Here is a 16995-nt window from a genome sequence, read left to right as displayed (position 1 = left end):
GCTATGGCAGCAGATTCTTCCACTTCTTCTGAAGGCACTTCTATGAGCACCTCCCCACGCGTCCAACTGCAGACGAATCAGGGCACCATCCTGATCGAACTGAACGCAGAAAAAGCCCCCAACACCGTTGCCAACTTTGTGGACTATGTGTCCAGCGGTTTTTACGACGGCACCGTGTTTCACCGTGTGATCAACAACTTCATGATCCAGGGTGGTGGCTTTGAGGCCGACATGAAGCAAAAATCGACCAATGCTCCTGTCAAAAATGAAGCCGACAACGGTTTGAAGAACGACAAGTACACCCTGGCCATGGCTCGTACGTCCGACCCACACTCGGCTACGGCTCAGTTCTTCATCAACGTGGCTGACAACGACTTCCTGAACTTCACCGCACCGACCGCCAATGGCTGGGGTTACGCCGTATTTGGCCGCGTGATCGAAGGCATGGATGTGGTCGACAAAATCAAGACCGTGCGCACGGGCAACAAGGGCTTCCACCAAGACGTGCCCGTTGAAGACGTCGTTCTGGAAAAAGCCACGCTTGTCGAATAAGCTCACGCTTGCGGGCACTATCTGGATTGCTGCGGACCTGCACCTGGGTCCGGACAATCCAGACACCGTCCAGGATTTCCTGCAGTTTCTGCACTCCGCCCAGCATCAGGCACACGTCTTGATTCTGGGCGGTGATATTTTCAATGCCTGGATCGGTGACGATCAAATTGCCCACCCTGCTCCCTGGCTTGCTCAAGTCAGTGAGGCGCTGCGCTCTTTTGCGCAGCAACATCCGCTTTATTTAATGCGTGGCAATCGTGACTTCCTACTGGGCAAGGCCTACGCCCAACATGTCCACGCCACGCTCTTGCCGGATCAAGTGATCCTGGATACCTCTGCCGGTTTGATTTTGATGTCCCACGGTGACGAGTATTGTCTGGACGATCTGGCCTATCAACGCTTTCGCTATTGGGTACGCAAACCCTGGCTTCAAAAGCTGTACCTGGCCTGCCCGTTAAGCCTGCGCCAACGTATTGCAGACTCTGCCCGTGCGGGTAGCCAGCGCGGCAAGCAATACAAATCCAAAGAGATTATGGATGTGCAGCCTGCGGCGATTGTCGCGGCCTGCGAGGCACACTCTGTGCACGCCATGGTGCATGGCCACACACATAGACCCGCCGTGCATGACATTCCCGGCTTTGAACCGGTACGCCGATGGGTACTGCCGGATTGGGAGTCTGACTTCTCTAAAGAAGAACGGCGTGGCGGCTATATCAGTATTGAAGGCACACAGCTTTGTTTGCACCAATGGGGTAAAAAGGATCAGTGCCAGACACTGGGACCTCAGCAAGTTTGACTTCGTTGACTCCGGCTATAGGCAGTTGGTTTTAAGTTGGGTTTTTTCGTCCGTTCATGGGATGAGAAACTGCTTATTTCTTGTGAGCGACAGCGACAGGCCGCAGGAATCAAGGTGGCTGCATAAGCATTTTTGAGGGGGCCGTTGGGCTCGACTTGGCGGGTCTCCGGCCCGTGCTGTGCACGGGTTCCCTGGTCTCTTGCAGTATCCAGGCGCCCTGTGAACTCGCGGGGTGGCTCGTCCCCCGGACGAACCACAAACGCCCCGCTCAAACACCACAGGGCTTGCATCCTGGATACTGCAAAAGCCTGCGGCCAGAGCCCTGACTCGCCCATCGAACCCAACGGCCCCCTCAAAAACACAAAAGAGACCGTATTTCTTGCGGCCAAGATGCCTTCTCCTGCTTCCTAGCAAGTGACAGTCAACAACTGGAGTCCTGCAACAAAACAGCCCATGAATAACGCAAGGCTGCTTGCCCCCACCTCACTGTGAGCCTCTCGGTTCGTCTCCCCCGGTATCCGGGGCGGTTTAGACAGCTTGCCGCAGGCGGTGTTCGGATACGGGATGCAAGCGCCCTTCTGTTTGAGGGGGGCGCTTGTGTCTTGTCCAGGGGACAAGACACCCCGCGAGTTAAGGGCGCGCCCGTATCCGAACACTGACAAGGGTACCGGTGCGCAGCACCGGCAAGTAGTCAGCCCGGACACCGGGGGAGACGAACCGAGAGGCGTCTTGCTGAGACCAAACTCCCCTCAGCAGCAGCGTATCAAAAGCCAAGCCAGGCCAGATCAACTAGCTGGCGACAAACCCGCTATTTGCTAACTAACCCTTGAACACAACTATCGCCAAAAAAGTGCCTATCCAGTTAGCACACCCATCAAGAGACAGACAGATAGGTAGATAGATAGATAGGTAGGTAGGTAGGTAGGTAGGTAGGTAGGTAGGTAGGTAGGTAGGTAGGTAGAGTGTGTGCGTGGAAGGAGGCTATTTACTGAACTTCCCTGAAAAAAAATCCCCGCCGACAGCTAAGCCAAGCGGGGATCTCCAAACGTCTAAAGCGACAACGGGCTACGTCATCAGCCACACAAACAACACTCCACCCAGGGCAATCCGATACCAGGCAAAGGGTCGATAAGTACGGCTGGATACAAAGCGCAGCACCGCCTTCACCAGGAACAGCGCACTAAAGAAAGCGGCAATAAAGCCTACAATAATCGCGCTGCTCTGATCTGTACTCAAGGACGCACCGTTGCGGTACAGGTCATAGACCGTGGCGGCCAACATCGTTGGCATAGCCAGAAAGAAAGAAAATTCCGTGGCCGTCTTGCGCTGAATACCGGCCAGCATACCGCCGATAATCGTCGCCCCCGAACGCGACGTACCTGGCACCATGGCAATGCACTGGGCAAAACCAACGACCAAAGCCTGCTTCCAGGTGATCTGCTCCAAGGCAAAGGCCGTGGCCTTTTGCGAAGTGGCAGTTTCACCCTGATCGCCGTCTGCCGTGTGCTTTGCATACTGTGGCTTGCGCTCGACCCACAGCATCAACAAGCCCCCCAGCACCAGTGTGAACACAAACACAATCTGGTGATGGAACAAGGCTTTCACGTATTGAATCGTCAAGGCACCAATCACCGCAGCGGGCAAAAAGGCGATTAGCAGATTGCGGGTGAACATCATCTCGGTGCGATCACCACGCAAGGTTCCCATGATCAGTTGAATCAGACGCGCACGGAAAATCCAAACCACGGCCAAAATCGAACCAAACTGAATAACCACCTCGAACACCTTGGCATCGCCCGAGGAAAAATCAATCCAGGAACCCAATATCAGCAAGTGTGCCGTACTGGAGACAGGAATAAATTCAGTAATACCTTCAACAATCCCCAGAAACAGGGCCTTCAACAAATAAATGGTTTGCTCGGTCATGTTGTGTGAATCAAAGCCAATAAAAATTAAGATGCCAAGAAGGGATCGATTTGTTCATCGTCGTAGGGCACGCGTTCCAAACTGACCTGGGAAATGCGACGCCCCTCCAGCTCCTGAACCTTGAAGCGATACACGGCATCGCGCTGTTCAAGCTCACAGACATCACCGACCTTGGGTAACTGTCCAAAACGCGTCAGCAAATAGCCGGCCAAGGTGGCGTATTCTTCCTCTTCATCCACCAGTCCATCCACGCCCAGCATCTGTTCCAGATGATGCAGGTCCGTGGAGCCATCCAATAGCCAGTGGTCCTGGGATTCCTGAACAATATCGGGGGCTTCATCCTCGCTGGGAAAGTCACCCGCAATGGCCTCGAAAATATCCAAGGGCGTCACCAGCCCTTCAATCGCCCCAAACTCGTCCGTTACCAGGACCAATTGACCGCGGCTTTGCTTGATGGTTTCCATCAAGTCCAAAATTCCGATGGACTCATACACAAAGACTGGCTGACGCAATTGATCCACACGGATATGACCATGAATCAGCAGATCTGCCAGTAACTCTTTGCTTCGACCAATGCCAATAACCTCATCGAGCGAACCACGACAGACCGGCACCATGCTATGAGGTTCCTGTGTCATTTTGTCGCGCAGAACTTCGGGGGAGTCCTGAATATTCACCCATGTAATGGCATTACGCGGCGTCATCACCGAATGCACGGTGCGCTCGGACAAGGTCAGCACACCGCTAACCATATTGCGCTCTTCCTGGCCAAATACCATTTGTGCCGATGCCCCTGGCAAATCCGGCCCAATGGCCGCCTCTCCCGAAGCGGGGCGCTTGCCCAACATGCGCAGCACAGCCTCGGCCGTACGCTCGCGCATGGGGCGACCCGCTTGCAACATACGCAGCTTGCGACGCGCCAACTGATTAAACATTTCGATCAGGATGGAGAAGGAAATGGCCGCATACAAGTAACCCTTGGGTACATGTATGCCAAAGCCTTCGACCAGCAAGGAAAAGCCAATCATCAACAAAAAGCCCAGGCACAAAATAACTACCGTAGGCCGACTGTTGATATAAGCCGTCAGCGGTTTGGAGGCCACCAGCATGATGCCAATGGCAATAATCACCGCCGCCATCATGACAGGCAGGTGATCGACCATCCCCACGGCCGTAATGACCGCATCCAGAGAAAATACGGCATCGAGCACCACAATCTGCGCCACGATGACCCAGAAGCTGGCATACATGCGCGACCCGGAGGCGTGAGCACTGCGGTTTTCAATACGCTCGTGCAGCTCCAGCGTACCTTTGAGCAGCAAGAAAAAGCCGCCCACTATCATGATCAGATCGCGACCTGAGAAATCCAGACCAAACACGGATACCAAAGGATCAGTCAACTGCACCAGATGAGACATGACCGTTAACAGGCCAAGACGCATCAGCAGGGCCAAGGACAGGCCCAGCACACGAGCACGATCACGCTGCGCGGGCGGCAACTTATCGACCAAAATTGCAATGAACACCAGGTTATCGATGCCCAGCACAATTTCCAGAATTACCAGTGTGAGCAACCCAACCCAAACGGTCGGGTCCATCAACCACTCCATCTCAGCTCCTTGGCGCTGTGACTAAAAGAACACCCCGGCGGTGCCGGGGTCTAGGTTCTTAATCTTGCAGGTGCGACAGCATCTGGATAAAGATCTTCGGGCTGGCGGCAATCACATTGCCGGTTTCTTTCCAGGTTTGCTCGCCTTCAAAGTCGCCGACCAGACCACCCGCTTCAGTCACCAGCAAGGTGCCGGCGGCCAAATCCCAGGGTTGCAGGTTGACGGCGCAGAAACCATCCAGACGGCCGGCGGCCACATAAGCCAAATCCAAAACCGTTGCACCCACGCGACGCACAGCCGCACATTCGGCCAGCATATCGGCAAATGGGGAGGTGGGTTTCACGCCCGCGCCCGAATCTGGCACGTGCGCACCGATCAAGGCATCGTGATAACGAGTCTGGCCCGATACACGAATACGACGGTCGTTCAGGAAAGCACCACCGCCACGGCTGGCCGTGAACATTTCGTTGCGATTGGTATCGTAAATAACGGCATGGGCAGCCTGACCACGGTGCATCAATGCAATTGAAATCGCGTAGCACGGAAAGCCGTGAATAAAGTTGGTGGTGCCATCCAGCGGATCAATGACCCATTGGTATTCAGGGGTGCCTTCGCCTGCGGGTTCCAGCGGTGGGCGCTCGCCCGTTTCCTCTCCGATAAAACCGTGATCGGGGTAGGCTTCGCTCAACACTTCAATGATGGCTTCCTCTGCTGCGCGATCCACTTCCGTGACATAATCTTTAGGGCCTTTACGCGCAACCGACAGGTGCTGGAGGTCTAGACTGGCGCGAGAGATAATGGTGCCGGCACGGCGAGCCGCCTTGATGGCGGTATTGAGCATCGGGTGCATGGAAATTCCGTTTTTTTAACAATAATTGAGCCTGCCTGGCGTGCCCTGTTGCAGGGCAAAATCGCGTGAGCAGACACAGGAAGCGTAGCTTCAAAGTAGCTATTTTAAATGACTCAGACGCAAGCATCGGCATTTGATGATAATTTTCACCGGGTTCGCTTCATTATGGTGCAACCCAGCCACCCTGGAAACGTGGGCGCAGCGGCGCGAGCGATCAAAACCATGGGCTTTGGCGACTTATGTCTGGTTGACCCGCTCGACCCGGACGTTGCACAAAACCCTCAGGCAATCTCACTGGCCAGCGGTGCCGTAGACGTTTTGGAGCAGGCCACGATTGTGCCTACCCTGGCGCATGCGCTGGAGCCGGTCACCCTGGCTTTTGCCCTGACTGCCCGCCCCCGCTACCTGGGACCGCCAGCCGCCGATATACGCCAGACCGCCGAACTGAGCCGTGAACATCTGCGCCAGCACGCCGGCACAGTGGCCATTGTGCTGGGTACCGAACGCGTGGGCCTAACCAACGATCACATCAGCCAGTGCCAGTACGTCTGCCATATTCCAGCCAATCCTGAATACAGTTCGCTCAATGTCGCCCAGGCTTTGCAACTGGCCGCCTGGGAATTGCGCTACGCCCTGCTGGCTGAAAGTGGTGCTAGCCTCCTGCCCAATACCGATGGCAAGGCAGACCCCGGCAAGGAACTGGCGCCTCAAGCCAAGGTGCAAGCGTTGCTGCAACACTGGGAACAAGCTATCGAAAGCGTCAAGTTCCTGGACCCCAAGCATCCCAAAAAACTGGTGCCCCGCATGCAGCACTTGTTTGGGCGAGCCCAACTCAGCCTGGACGAAGTCGATATGTTGCGCGGCCTGTGTACCGCCATGATCAAGACCGCGAAAACGGCAGGTCACCCTATTCCCGAGCAGCGTAAAGACGAATCGGCCGGCCCGGAACAGCGCTAAAGCTTGCGCTCCGCCCCACTTGCCCGCTGCTTGTAGGGGGCTCTACCGGAAATGAGCGATCACACAGTGGACACTTTCTCGGCTGGCGTATATTCTTACTGAGTTACTTTTCGGTAAGCATTAGCTGTTTTCAAGCATGAACACTCCCGAGACCGTAGAACCGCAGGATCAGGCTGGGCCGCGTACCCTGCAACGCGGCTTGCTGGTGCTCAAGACTTTGCAAAATCATCAAGGCAAAGGGCTGAGCGTCACTGACTTGTCACGCGCCACGCAATTACAGCGCCCCACCATCTACCGGCTGCTGGCCGCTCTGATCGATCACGGGCTGGTCCAGAACAGCAGCCATAGCCGTCGCTACAGTGCCACGCGCCAGGATCAGGGCCTGTTTGGGCTGGACCCGCGAGTCACCATCATGCAGCCCATCATGCAAGAGCTAGCGCAACTGACCGGCGATGCCGTTTTTCTGGTGGGCCGCGATGGCGACGACTCCATTAGCCTATGGCGCGAAATCGGCCCCTACCCGGTACAGATTCTGGCCACTTATGTCGGCAAGCGTCAGCCCTTGGGCGTAGGTTCCGGTGGCATGGCCTATCTGGCCACACTGGGAGACGAGGCCATCGAGCAAATTATCGAGCGCAATGCCAATCAGTTGGACCAGTACGGCGGCATGACCCAGCGCGAGATGCGCCAACTGGTCACCAATACCCGCATTCGCGGCTACTCGGTTGTCGGTAATTACGCTGTGCGCGGTGCCTTGGGTGTGGGCTGCGCCCTGTGCGACCACAAAGGCCGCCCCATTCTGGCCATGAGTGTCACGGCGATTACCGAACGCATGCCTGCGCCGCGTCAAAAAGAAATTGCCGGTCTACTGCGCGAGGCCCTGGATTCCGTGGCCGACAAGTTTTAGGCCTGGGTGGATTTCCGTCTCTGAGCGGTGCTGGGACCGTTAAAACCCTCATCAGCACACGGCGCTCCCTGTGTGCTTTTTTACTGCTTTTTTACTCTCCCGCCCTTATTCCCTCTGCTTGCTTTTCCAATCAACACAGATGGCTCCCCCAAGCCCAGCCTGTCAAAACGAGGGAAACTACGCCGACGACAAGCCTGGCCCCTTCCCAAGCAGCACCCATCCCAAGATGACTCCTGGAAAATGTCCACTATCAAGATTTTTCTTGCTGGCGCAATGGAACAATAGCTCATACAGGGCAATGGGTTAGGCGAGTTCCCGGCCCTTTCCCGTTTTCTGCCTTCAATGTGCTGAGTGCCACATAGGGGCATCGTGATAGGAAACTTTGAAGCAACGCACTCTGAGGCAGGCCGCGCAGGACATTGCCGCCGGAGTAAGTCGGAAACATCGACCTATCGCCGATGGTTAAACGTGTAACCGGCCTAGCCCGTGCGCGCTACGCGATACTGGGCTACGACATGGGTTCATCCTTGTGCCATGGCGGCCAACGATCGAGCAACGGCTGGGGCGGCAACTCGCCACGACGGTGTGCGCCAGCAGGGTGTCCTGGGATGTTGGAAAGCAACGTGGTCGAAGTCTCTAGCGCTCGGGGACACGGCCGACGAGTTCTGATCGTTGTTCTTCAAATACATGGATTAAATGATCGGCGACTGCTCGGACGCGCCTTGAGTGCGCCAGGTTGGAATGGATAGCCAGCCAGATTGGCTGATCTGCCCCCAGTTCGGACAGCAGGCAGATAAGCCCCGCCTGTCGGGCCAGAAAGTGCGGGAGCACCGCCAGCCCAATGCCAGCCGTCGCGGCAGCCATCTGTGCTGACAGCGTGTTGGCTTTCATTTGGCACGGTCGTCCTCGCAACATGCGAGCGATCCATTTTGCGGCCGGCAGATGGCTATGGGACTCGGCCCAGCCAATGAAGCTATCGTCATCGAAGGTGGCCGCATCAGCTCCGGCGCTACGCGCATCGACGTATCCACGAGCGCCGTAAAGGCCGAATCCCAGGGTGCCCAGGCGCTTGATCGTGACGTTACCCGCTTCTGGTTTGACCATCCGCACAGCCAGATCGGCATCCCGCCGGTGCAAGTTCACGGTCTGTACACCGCTGACGATCTCCACACGCAGCTCAGGATGGGTGGCAAACAGCTTCGGCAACGAGGGGACGATGAGCGCGTTGGCCAGATTCTCTGCGGTGGCAAGGCGCACGCATCCAGCCACTTGCCCTTGCTGCTGTGCGGCTTCTCCGAAAGCCTGCCCGGCATGTTCCAGTGCTTCAGCATGCTCCAGCAGGGCTTCACCATCATCCGTGAGGCTGTAGCCACTCTGATGTCGGCTGAACAGCGGTACGCCTAGCGCCGCTTCCAGGCGATCCAGTCGCCGTGACACGGTAGCAACGCCCATCTCAAGCGCGGTGGCCGCACCGCTCAAGGTGCCTGCACGCGCAATAGCCAAAAAGATACGGGCGTCATCCCATTGGATTTGAGCATTCATTTGTTTTCCGAATGTGGAAAATAAGATTCCTATTTTATCTATTTTCCAATCACTTTTGGAAGATCATACTTCCCCCATCTTGTAAGGGGAAGTGCAATGCAAAGACGAAAGCTTGGACACGATCTGGAGGTTTCCGCCCTCGGCCTTGGCTGCATGGGCATGAGCGAGTTCTATGGCCCGCGCGACGATGAGCAGGCGCTACATCTGCTGGGTCAGGCAATCGGCATGGGCGTGGACTTCCTCGATACCGCCGACATGTATGGCCCACATCACAACGAAGAGTTGATAGGCCGCTTCCTTGCGACACGCAAACCGAAGGTGCAGATTGCGACCAAGTTTGGCATCGTGCGCAGGCCCGGCGAATATCGACGCAGCATCGACAACAGCCCAGATTACGCACAGAAATGTTGTGAAGCCTCGCTGCGTCGCCTTGGTGTCGAGCAAATCGACCTGTACTACGTCCATCGAATAGACCCTGCACAGGCGATTGAAGAAACGATGGAGGGCCTGGCCCGACTCGTACAGCAAGGTAAGGTCGCACGTATCGGCTTGTGTGAGGTCAGCGCGGCCACCCTGCGACGTGCGCATGCCATACATCCAGTGGCAGCAGTCCAGACCGAATATTCGTTGTGGACACGGGACGTGGAAACCGAGGTTCTCCCGACCTGCCGCGAACTGGGTATAGGCCTGGTGGCTTATTCGCCATTGGGGCGCGGCTTTCTGACGGGTCGGTTCCAGCAAGATGCGACCTTCGAGGAAGGCGACTTTCGCGCTAGCCTGCCACGCTTCCAGCCAGAGAACATCACCACCAACCGTTCTCTGGTCGATGTCATTTCATCCATCGCCGTGCGCAAGACATGCACGACGGCACACATCGCTTTGGCATGGCTATTGGCTCAAGGCAATGACATCGTGCCCATTCCTGGTACGCGTCGCGTCGCCCATCTGCAGGACAACTTGGGCGCGTTATCGGTTCGCCTGGAGCCAGAGGATCTGGCTGAACTGAGGCGTGCGCTCGACGCAGTACCAGTCGCCGGAGACCGCTATACCGAAGAAGGTATGAAAGGGGTCAACGCATGAGCAGCCCTCGTTCTGAACGGCTCGAGCAGGCTTTTGCGTTGCTGGCCCAACTTGACCCGCAGGCCCCCGAAAAGGTCGCCAGAAACCTCGACGAACTGTCTGACGACTTTGCCGAACTGGTGCTGGGGTTCGCCTTTACCGATGTAGTATCGCGCCCAGGCATCGACTTGCGCACCCGCGAAATGCTGACCGTCGCTGCACTGATGGCGATGGGCAACGCACCGGGGCAACTCGAATTCCATATCCGGGCCGCACTGAATGTCGGTGTCAGCAGGAACGAAATCGTGGAAATCCTACTACAGATTGCCGTCTATGCAGGTGTCCCGGCATGCATGAATGGCATCAGTGCAGCACGGAAAGCGTTTGCCTCACATGCACAGGCCCAGCAGAGCCCAGCAACTGGAGGGACAGCATGAATCAGTTCGCGTCCCCTCCAAATCAGGAGAGCATTTCATGGCGCACCTGGCTGGCTCTCATTGCGCTTGGCATTAGCGCATTCGCTATCGTGACGACTGAACTAGCCCCGATTGGCTTGCTTTCGCCGTTGGCGACCGAGTTTGGACAAACTGAAGGCCAGGCAGGATTGATCGTGACGGCGTATGCCTGGATAGCAGCGCTTACTGCGCTGCTATCCGCCATTTTCCTGGGGCGAGTGCCACGCAAACCGCTCTTGGTCGGCTTGATGCTGGTCTTGACCGTCTCCTGCGCGATCGCAGCTTTCAGTGCACAGTTTTCTATGCTTCTGGGGGCGCGGATGATAGGGGCGCTGGCACACGGCGCTTTCTGGGCAATGATTGGCTCCATTGGTGCGCAATTAGTGCCCGCACGGCAGGTTGGATTGGCAACGTCGATTATTTTCGGTGGCGTATCCGTTGCCAGTGTGCTGGGTGTACCACTGGTCAACCTGCTGGCTCAACTCGATGGATGGCGAACGGCATTCATGGTGATAGCGGCACTGTCTCTGGTAGCGACCATCGCCATCGCTTGGAGCGTGCCACGCTTGTCGGCGTCAACATCCATCGGCCTGGATGCACTGACCAGCGTTCTCAAAAATCGAACATTCCAGGGAATCTATCTGACGACGGCTTGCGCAATCACCGCTCACTTCGCTGCCTTTACGTTTATCGAGCCTCTGCTTTCAAGTGCTCTGCGCATTCGTGTCAATCTCATCAGCACGCTACTACTGGTGTTCGGCATCGCAGGCATCGTGGGTAACTTGATTTCCGGGAAGTTGATTGACCGTCATCTCAAGCGTCTGGTTCTGATCTCCTTGGCACTGATGACCGCAAGCGTACTCGCAATCGGATGCCTACCCGTTGCAAGCTCTGCCTTCATCGTCGGTGTGCTGCTGCTGGGATGGGGTGCTGGCGTCGCGATCGTCTTTGTCGGCTTTCAAACCTGGATATTGAGATTGGCCGGATCGTCAGCGATGCCCGCCTCAGCCATCTATGTCGCCATTTTTAACGCGGCTATTGGCGCAGGTGCGCTGCTGGGAGGAATAGTGCTGTCCATGACAAGCCTGAGTGGATTGATGGTCATTGTTGGCAGTGCAATGGCAGCCAGTCTTATTCCGGTGATATTAATAAAAGCGCCCACTTCTTAGCTTGGCGGGTCTCAATAAAAAAGCCAAAGAGGACTCGCAAACTCGAATTGCAGCCGCACTGCCAGCAGGATGACGGCGTTCTCCAGCTCCTCAGTCTTGTCCAGTTGGCGAAACAACTTGCCCATGCCCTGGTCGCTGCTGAGGTGGGTGGCCTTGCCGTTGGGGAGTATCGGAACGTGGCGGCACGGATTGGTACTGCCGGGCCGATAGCCCCAAACTTCGACCAGATTGAACATGCGGCGAATGACGCGGTTCGCGTCGGCGCAGTCCAACGAAATGCGGCACTGGAGTCATGGTGAAACAAAAAAAACCGCCCAGTTTCAAACAGCGCCCTGCCCCCATTCAAACTGATCCTCAAATCCGTTCGTTTTAGCTAAATATCTCCACACCAGGGAAAACTGCCGGCCTTATAGCCGCCGTTGCCTGTCCACAGGCTCACCCCCCTCTCTTTCCCTAGGGTTAACGCGCCATCGTTTCGCCGCGCGTAAATAAACCGACATTTGCTTTATTGATCCCCTGCCGGGCCTGTCGCTATCTTGTGGGCACAACGATAAGCCCCCTAAGGGGCACGCCATAAAAACAAGGAAGGCGAGATACAGGCAACAGTCAACACCGAGGAGTACGCGCTAGCGGGACTGTGTATCCAGCATCCGAATCCAGAAGCCGACCCACTAGCCAGGTCGGGGAGACAAAAACAAGGATAAGTTCATTATGAACACCACTGCTACCATCTCGGCCAAACCCAGGCCAAACTTGCTGACCCGCTTTACCAATATCTGCGTGCGTTACGTAGAAAAGTGGATGCCGGACCCCTATCTGTTCGCCGTCATCCTGAGCTTGCTGGTTGTAGGACTGATTACCCTGTTTGTTGATGGTGCCACCCCCGGAGGAATGGTGGATGCCTGGTATCGCGGGGTATGGGGGCCTAAAAGTATTTTTACCTTTGCTCTGCAAATGGTGCTGATTCTGGTGACAGGCTACACCCTGGCCGAAGCACCACCGCTAAAACGCGCCATTATCTGGCTGGCATCCCGTGCCCGAACCCAAGTTGAGGGTGCCCTGTTGTGCTTTGCTGTAGGTTCAATCTTCTGCCTGTTGAACTGGGGCCTGGGGCTGGTTGCTGGCGCCCTGGTCGCACGCCAGGTTGCCCGCCGCCTGCCCCATGTCCACTTTGGTTATCTGATTGCCTCGGGCTATATGGGCTACCTGCTCTGGACTCAAGGTCTGTCCAGCTCGATTGCCCTGGCCAATACTGACCCCAACAGCCCCATCAACGTCATCCATCAACTGACCAGCATGACGGTGCCTTTTAGCCTGACCATTTTCCAGCCCTATAGCTGGATCCCGGTCGTGGCCCTGATCATCCTGCTGTTTCTGACAATCTGGCGTATGGAACCCGACTACGCCTTGCCTCCCGACCCCGCTGTCTTTGCAGATATTGAAAAGGATCTACCCAAAACCAAACCCAACACTCCAGCCGAAAAACTGGAAAACCTATGGATTCTGAACGTACTGTTCTTTTCTGCGGGTATGTACTACTTCGTGCGCAGCGGTTTTGCGCTGAACATCTCATCCATGATCATGCTGTTCACCGTTACCGGTGCTCTGCTGCACTGGACCCCTATCCGTTTTATCAAGTCCTTTGTCGAGTCCGCCAAAACAGCAGGCCCGCTGATTTTGCAATACCCACTGTACGGCGGCATCATGGGCTTGCTGGCCTATATCCCCATGCAAGGAGGTCATGCTCTAGAGGAAATACTGTCCTCGGCGCTGGTGACCGGGGCCAATGAATACACCCTGCCCTTTCTGACCTTTATCGCCTCCATCATCATCTCGCTGTTTGTTCCTTCCGGTGGCGGACACTGGGGGGTGCAAGGCCCCATCGCCGTGCAATCGGCCTTGGCCATGGGTCAGGACAGCCCCGCCTATCTGGGCCTGATGTCCATGGCAGTGGCCTTTGGCGAAGCAGTGGCCAATATGATCCAGCCTTTCTGGCTCCTGCCTGTGCTGGCCATTGCACGCTTGAATGTACGGCAAGTCATGGGCTTTACCGTCGTGGCCTTTCTGATTGGCACCGTCGTGTTGACGATTGCCATTCTTATTGCCCCCTTCACGCTCTAAGGACTTGCCATGTCTGTGAATGATTTCGCTACCCGAAACATGACATCCAGCCAGAAGGCGGCAGAAGCAGCGATTGCCCGCTACGAGCAAACCGAGGATCTGATTCAGGCCTTTGCCCATCTGGACAAGGAGCAGGTACGGCGCATCGCCCAAGAACAGGAGAGCAACACGGGCCCCTTGAAGGGGCTGGTCATCGGCATCAAGGATTTGATCAATACCAAGGACGCGCCAGCCACCTATGGGTCACCCATTTATCGCGACAACCGCCCCACCCAGGATGCCGCCATTGTGCAAGCCCTGATGGCGGCCGGTGCCGTGCCATTTGGCAAAACCGTCACCACGGAGTTTGCCTTGTTCAGCCCGCCCAAGACACGCAACCCCTGGAATCTGGAGCATACCCCGGGCGGTTCCTCGTCCGGCTCGGCCGCTGCCGTGGCCGCCAATGTGGTTCCGGTGGCCTTGGGCACCCAGACAGCGGGGTCCGTGGTGCGTCCTGCCACCTTCTGCGGAATTTATGGCTTCAAGCCCAGCTTTGGTGCCCTGTCCAGCAGCGGGCTGAAAACCATCAGCCCCTCTTTGGATACCCTGGGGATTTTGGGCCAGCGCCTGGAGGATGTGCGCCGTGTTTTCAACGCACTGCGCAGTACGCCAGAAGTATCGCAAGTCCTGCTGCAAGCCCCTTTGCGCCTGAGCTTTTTGCACACACCCTGGTGGGAGGATATTGCAGAGGATCTGCGTGATCGACTGGAAGCAAGCGTCGGCCATCTGAAAACGGATGATGGCCAGTTTGAGGTTCAGCTTAGCGACAAGGACAAGCTGTTTGGCGAACTGACCTACGCGCAGCAAGCCGTCATGGGGGCTGAGGTACTGGCTCATTTAAGCCATGAACGCCAGCACCACCTTGAACAGCTCTCGCTGGCTTTACAAACCTATCTGGAGAAATCTGCACAGATCCCGACTGCCGAGCTGACCCAGGCCCAAGCCGTAATCAACCAGGTCAAGCGTCAGCCCGAACTGATCTTCGGCGAGGCGGACCTGATCCTGAGCGCCGCTGCCCTGGGCGAGGCACCTACTCGCGACACCACGGGCGACCCCGTGCTGTGCCGTGCCTGGACGGCGCTGGGCATTCCGTGCATCAACCTGCCCCTCGGTTTTGGCAACCACGGGCTTCCGTTAGGACTGCAAGTGGCCGCCCGCCCCGGGCAGGACGACCTACTGCTCGAGGCGGCCACCCGCATTGCCCATCGTCTAGGCACCTTAACAATCGCGCTGCCTGAACTACGATCCTGAAGGGCCAGGCAACTTGTTTAACGAATCACATCGACAGAGGTATGACAGGGAAACCCAATGACGGACAGCAACTGGAATCTTAAGAATCAAGCCCGCCAGCAAAGACTGCAACGTGCCCGCCGCGCACTGGGAGACTCTTTGCAAGGCAAACTATGCAGCACGGATAAAGCCAGCGCCTTGCTGGAAGCCGTATTACAAGTAGGAGATCGAGTCTGCCTGGAAGGCAATAACCAGAAGCAGGCCGATTTTCTGGCCGACGCACTGGTAGGAGTCGACCCAGCGCAGATTCATGACCTGCACATGGTGCAATCCGTGCTGGCTTTGCCCCAGCATCTGGATGTGTTTGAAAAAGGCATTGCCAGCCGCCTGGACTTCAGTTTTTCCGGCCCGCAAGGTGCGCGCCTGGCCAGGCTGGCCTCGGCAGGACGGCTGAACATCGGTGCCATTCATACCTATCTGGAGTTGTTTGCCCGTTACTTTGTCGATTTGACCCCAAATGTCGCGCTCATCGCGGCCCAGGCCGCCGATGAGCACGGCAATCTGTACACCGGCCCCAATACCGAAGACACCCCGGCCATTGTGGAGGCCACCGCGTTTTCCGGCGGCATTGTCATCGCCCAGGTCAACGAGCTGGTCGACAGCAAGACCACCCGCCTGCCGCGCGTGGACATTCCCGCCGACTGGGTGAACTTCGTAGTGCCCGCTCCACGCCCGCACTTTATTGAACCGCTGTTTACCCGCGACCCCGCCCAGATCAGCGAAATCCAGGTCTTGATGGCCATGATGGCCATCAAGGGCATCTACGCAGAGTACGGCGTGCAACGCCTGAACCACGGCATCGGTTTTGATACCGCCGCCATTGAATTGCTGCTACCCACTTACGGGGAGTCGCTGGGCCTGAAAGGCAAGATTTGCCAGCACTGGGCCTTGAATCCTCACCCTGCCCTGATCCCGGCCATTGAAGCCGGTTGGGTGCAATCGGTACACTCCTTCGGCTCCGAGCTGGGCATGGAAAACTATCTGCGTGCCCGCTCCGATGTGTTCTTCACCGGCCCGGATGGCAGCATGCGCAGCAACCGCGCTTTCTGTCAGGCGGCCGGCCACTACGCCTGCGACCTGTTCATCGGCTCCACCTTGCAGATCGACCTGCATGGCAACAGCTCCACCGCCACGCTCGGCCGTATTGCTGGTTTTGGTGGCGCACCCAATATGGGCGCGGATGCACGCGGTCGTCGCCACACCAGCCCCGCCTGGTTGAAGGCCGGTCAACAAGCCCGCGAAGGTCGTCAGGGTGCAGCCGGTACGCCGCGTGGTCAAAAGCTGGTGGTGCAAATTGTGGAGACCTTCCGCGAACACATGACCCCCGCTTTTGTAGACACTCTGGACGCCTGGACCCTGCAAGAGCAAACCGGCATGGATCTGCCTCCCATCATGGTGTACGGCGACGATGTCACCCACATCCTGACTGAAGAAGGCATCGCCAATCTCTTGCTGTGCCGTACCGACGAAGAACGCGAGCAGGCCATACGCGGCGTTGCGGGCTACACACAAGTAGGTCTGGGACGCGATGCCCGCATGGTGGAGAACCTGCGCGATCGCGGCATCATCCGTCGCCCCCAGGATCTGGGCATAGACCCACGCCAGGCCACACGCAATCTGTTGGCCGCACGCAGCATGCGGGATCTGGTTCAGGCCTCCGGCGGGCTATATCAACCGCCGGCACGCTTTCGTAACTGGTAATGGCCCGCCACGCTATTTGCA

At 56.9% G+C, this 16995-nt stretch carries 15 protein-coding genes and 1 pseudogene; 11 read left to right on the top strand and 5 right to left on the bottom strand.

The window, feature by feature from the left end:
- Positions 1-42 precede the first annotated feature (42 nt).
- Complete coding sequence (locus tag AB7E06_RS01405; RefSeq protein ID WP_199827856.1) at positions 43-552, top strand: peptidylprolyl isomerase; 510 nt, start codon at positions 43-45, stop codon at positions 550-552.
- Complete coding sequence (locus AB7E06_RS01400; protein ID WP_395029472.1) at positions 542-1348, top strand: UDP-2,3-diacylglucosamine diphosphatase; 807 nt, start codon at positions 542-544, stop codon at positions 1346-1348. The genes AB7E06_RS01405 and AB7E06_RS01400 overlap by 11 nt, the downstream gene beginning before the upstream one ends.
- A 1065-nt stretch (positions 1349-2413) precedes the next feature.
- Here the strand turns inward: AB7E06_RS01400 and AB7E06_RS01395 are convergent.
- The 3 genes from AB7E06_RS01395 to AB7E06_RS01385 are packed head-to-tail and all read right to left on the bottom strand — an operon-like array spanning position 2414 to position 5734.
- Positions 2414-3274 carry an undecaprenyl-diphosphate phosphatase gene (locus AB7E06_RS01395; protein WP_094195899.1) on the bottom strand — a complete coding sequence of 287 codons (861 nt, stop codon included), beginning with the start codon at positions 3272-3274 and terminating at the stop codon, positions 2414-2416.
- Between the two features lie 26 nt (positions 3275-3300).
- Positions 3301-4884: a TerC family protein gene (locus tag AB7E06_RS01390; RefSeq protein ID WP_094195898.1), complete on the bottom strand. Its 1584-nt coding sequence runs from the start codon at positions 4882-4884 to the stop codon at positions 3301-3303.
- Positions 4885-4942: 58 nt separating this feature from the next.
- Positions 4943-5734: an inositol monophosphatase family protein gene (locus AB7E06_RS01385; protein ID WP_009457824.1), complete on the bottom strand. Its 792-nt coding sequence runs from the start codon at positions 5732-5734 to the stop codon at positions 4943-4945.
- A gap of 108 nt (positions 5735-5842) precedes the next feature.
- On the opposite strand from AB7E06_RS01385, the gene AB7E06_RS01380 reads away from it, so the two are divergent.
- From AB7E06_RS01380 to AB7E06_RS01370, 3 genes are all read left to right on the top strand, one after another.
- Positions 5843-6691: an RNA methyltransferase gene (locus tag AB7E06_RS01380; RefSeq protein ID WP_094195897.1), complete on the top strand. Its 849-nt coding sequence runs from the start codon at positions 5843-5845 to the stop codon at positions 6689-6691.
- A 136-nt stretch (positions 6692-6827) separates the two neighbouring features.
- A complete protein-coding gene (locus AB7E06_RS01375; RefSeq protein ID WP_094195896.1) occupies positions 6828-7598 on the top strand; it encodes an IclR family transcriptional regulator in 771 nt (256 codons plus the stop codon).
- Between the two features lie 523 nt (positions 7599-8121).
- A complete protein-coding gene (locus AB7E06_RS01370; protein ID WP_427954922.1) occupies positions 8122-8238 on the top strand; it encodes a DUF3363 domain-containing protein in 117 nt (38 codons plus the stop codon).
- On the opposite strand, the gene AB7E06_RS01365 is transcribed toward AB7E06_RS01370, so the two are convergent.
- A complete protein-coding gene (locus AB7E06_RS01365) occupies positions 8235-9140 on the bottom strand; it encodes a LysR family transcriptional regulator (RefSeq protein WP_427954805.1) in 906 nt (301 codons plus the stop codon). The two genes, AB7E06_RS01370 and AB7E06_RS01365, sit on opposite strands and share 4 nt — an antisense overlap.
- 96 nt (positions 9141-9236) lie before the next feature.
- Between AB7E06_RS01365 and AB7E06_RS01360 the strand changes: the two genes are divergently transcribed.
- The 3 genes from AB7E06_RS01360 to AB7E06_RS01350 are packed head-to-tail and all read left to right on the top strand — an operon-like array spanning position 9237 to position 11823.
- Positions 9237-10220 carry an aldo/keto reductase gene (locus tag AB7E06_RS01360; protein ID WP_249461388.1) on the top strand — a complete coding sequence of 328 codons (984 nt, stop codon included), beginning with the start codon at positions 9237-9239 and terminating at the stop codon, positions 10218-10220.
- Positions 10217-10636 (top strand): carboxymuconolactone decarboxylase family protein, encoded by a 420-nt coding sequence (locus AB7E06_RS01355; RefSeq protein WP_427954803.1) that lies wholly within the window; start codon positions 10217-10219, stop codon positions 10634-10636. Before AB7E06_RS01360 ends, AB7E06_RS01355 begins: the two co-directional genes overlap by 4 nt.
- A complete protein-coding gene (locus tag AB7E06_RS01350) occupies positions 10633-11823 on the top strand; it encodes an MFS transporter (protein ID WP_427954801.1) in 1191 nt (396 codons plus the stop codon). The genes AB7E06_RS01355 and AB7E06_RS01350 overlap by 4 nt, the downstream gene beginning before the upstream one ends.
- A gap of 35 nt (positions 11824-11858) precedes the next feature.
- On the opposite strand, the pseudogene AB7E06_RS01345 reads toward AB7E06_RS01350, so the two are convergent.
- Positions 11859-12086, bottom strand: a pseudogene (locus tag AB7E06_RS01345) (integrase); the annotation flags it as partial.
- A gap of 448 nt (positions 12087-12534) precedes the next feature.
- Here AB7E06_RS01345 and AB7E06_RS01340 point away from each other — a divergent pair.
- Genes AB7E06_RS01340 through mdcA form a run of 3 tightly spaced genes read left to right on the top strand, consistent with a single transcriptional unit; the run spans position 12535 to position 16974 of the window.
- Positions 12535-13944, top strand: coding sequence for a short-chain fatty acid transporter (locus AB7E06_RS01340; RefSeq protein ID WP_427954799.1), 1410 nt, complete (start codon positions 12535-12537; stop codon positions 13942-13944).
- Positions 13945-13953: 9 nt separating this feature from the next.
- The gene (locus tag AB7E06_RS01335; RefSeq protein WP_427954797.1) at positions 13954-15234 is read left to right on the top strand and encodes an amidase; all 1281 of its coding nucleotides are present in this window, start codon (positions 13954-13956) and stop codon (positions 15232-15234) included.
- A 57-nt stretch (positions 15235-15291) separates the two neighbouring features.
- A complete protein-coding gene (gene mdcA, locus AB7E06_RS01330) occupies positions 15292-16974 on the top strand; it encodes a malonate decarboxylase subunit alpha (RefSeq protein WP_264672559.1) in 1683 nt (560 codons plus the stop codon).
- Positions 16975-16995 lie beyond the last annotated feature (21 nt).

Origin of the sequence: Alcaligenes sp. (assembly GCF_050255915.1) — a bacterium.
Classification (GTDB): domain Bacteria; phylum Pseudomonadota; class Gammaproteobacteria; order Burkholderiales; family Burkholderiaceae_B; genus Alcaligenes; species Alcaligenes aquatilis.
This window is presented reverse-complemented; position numbering and strand designations above follow the sequence as displayed.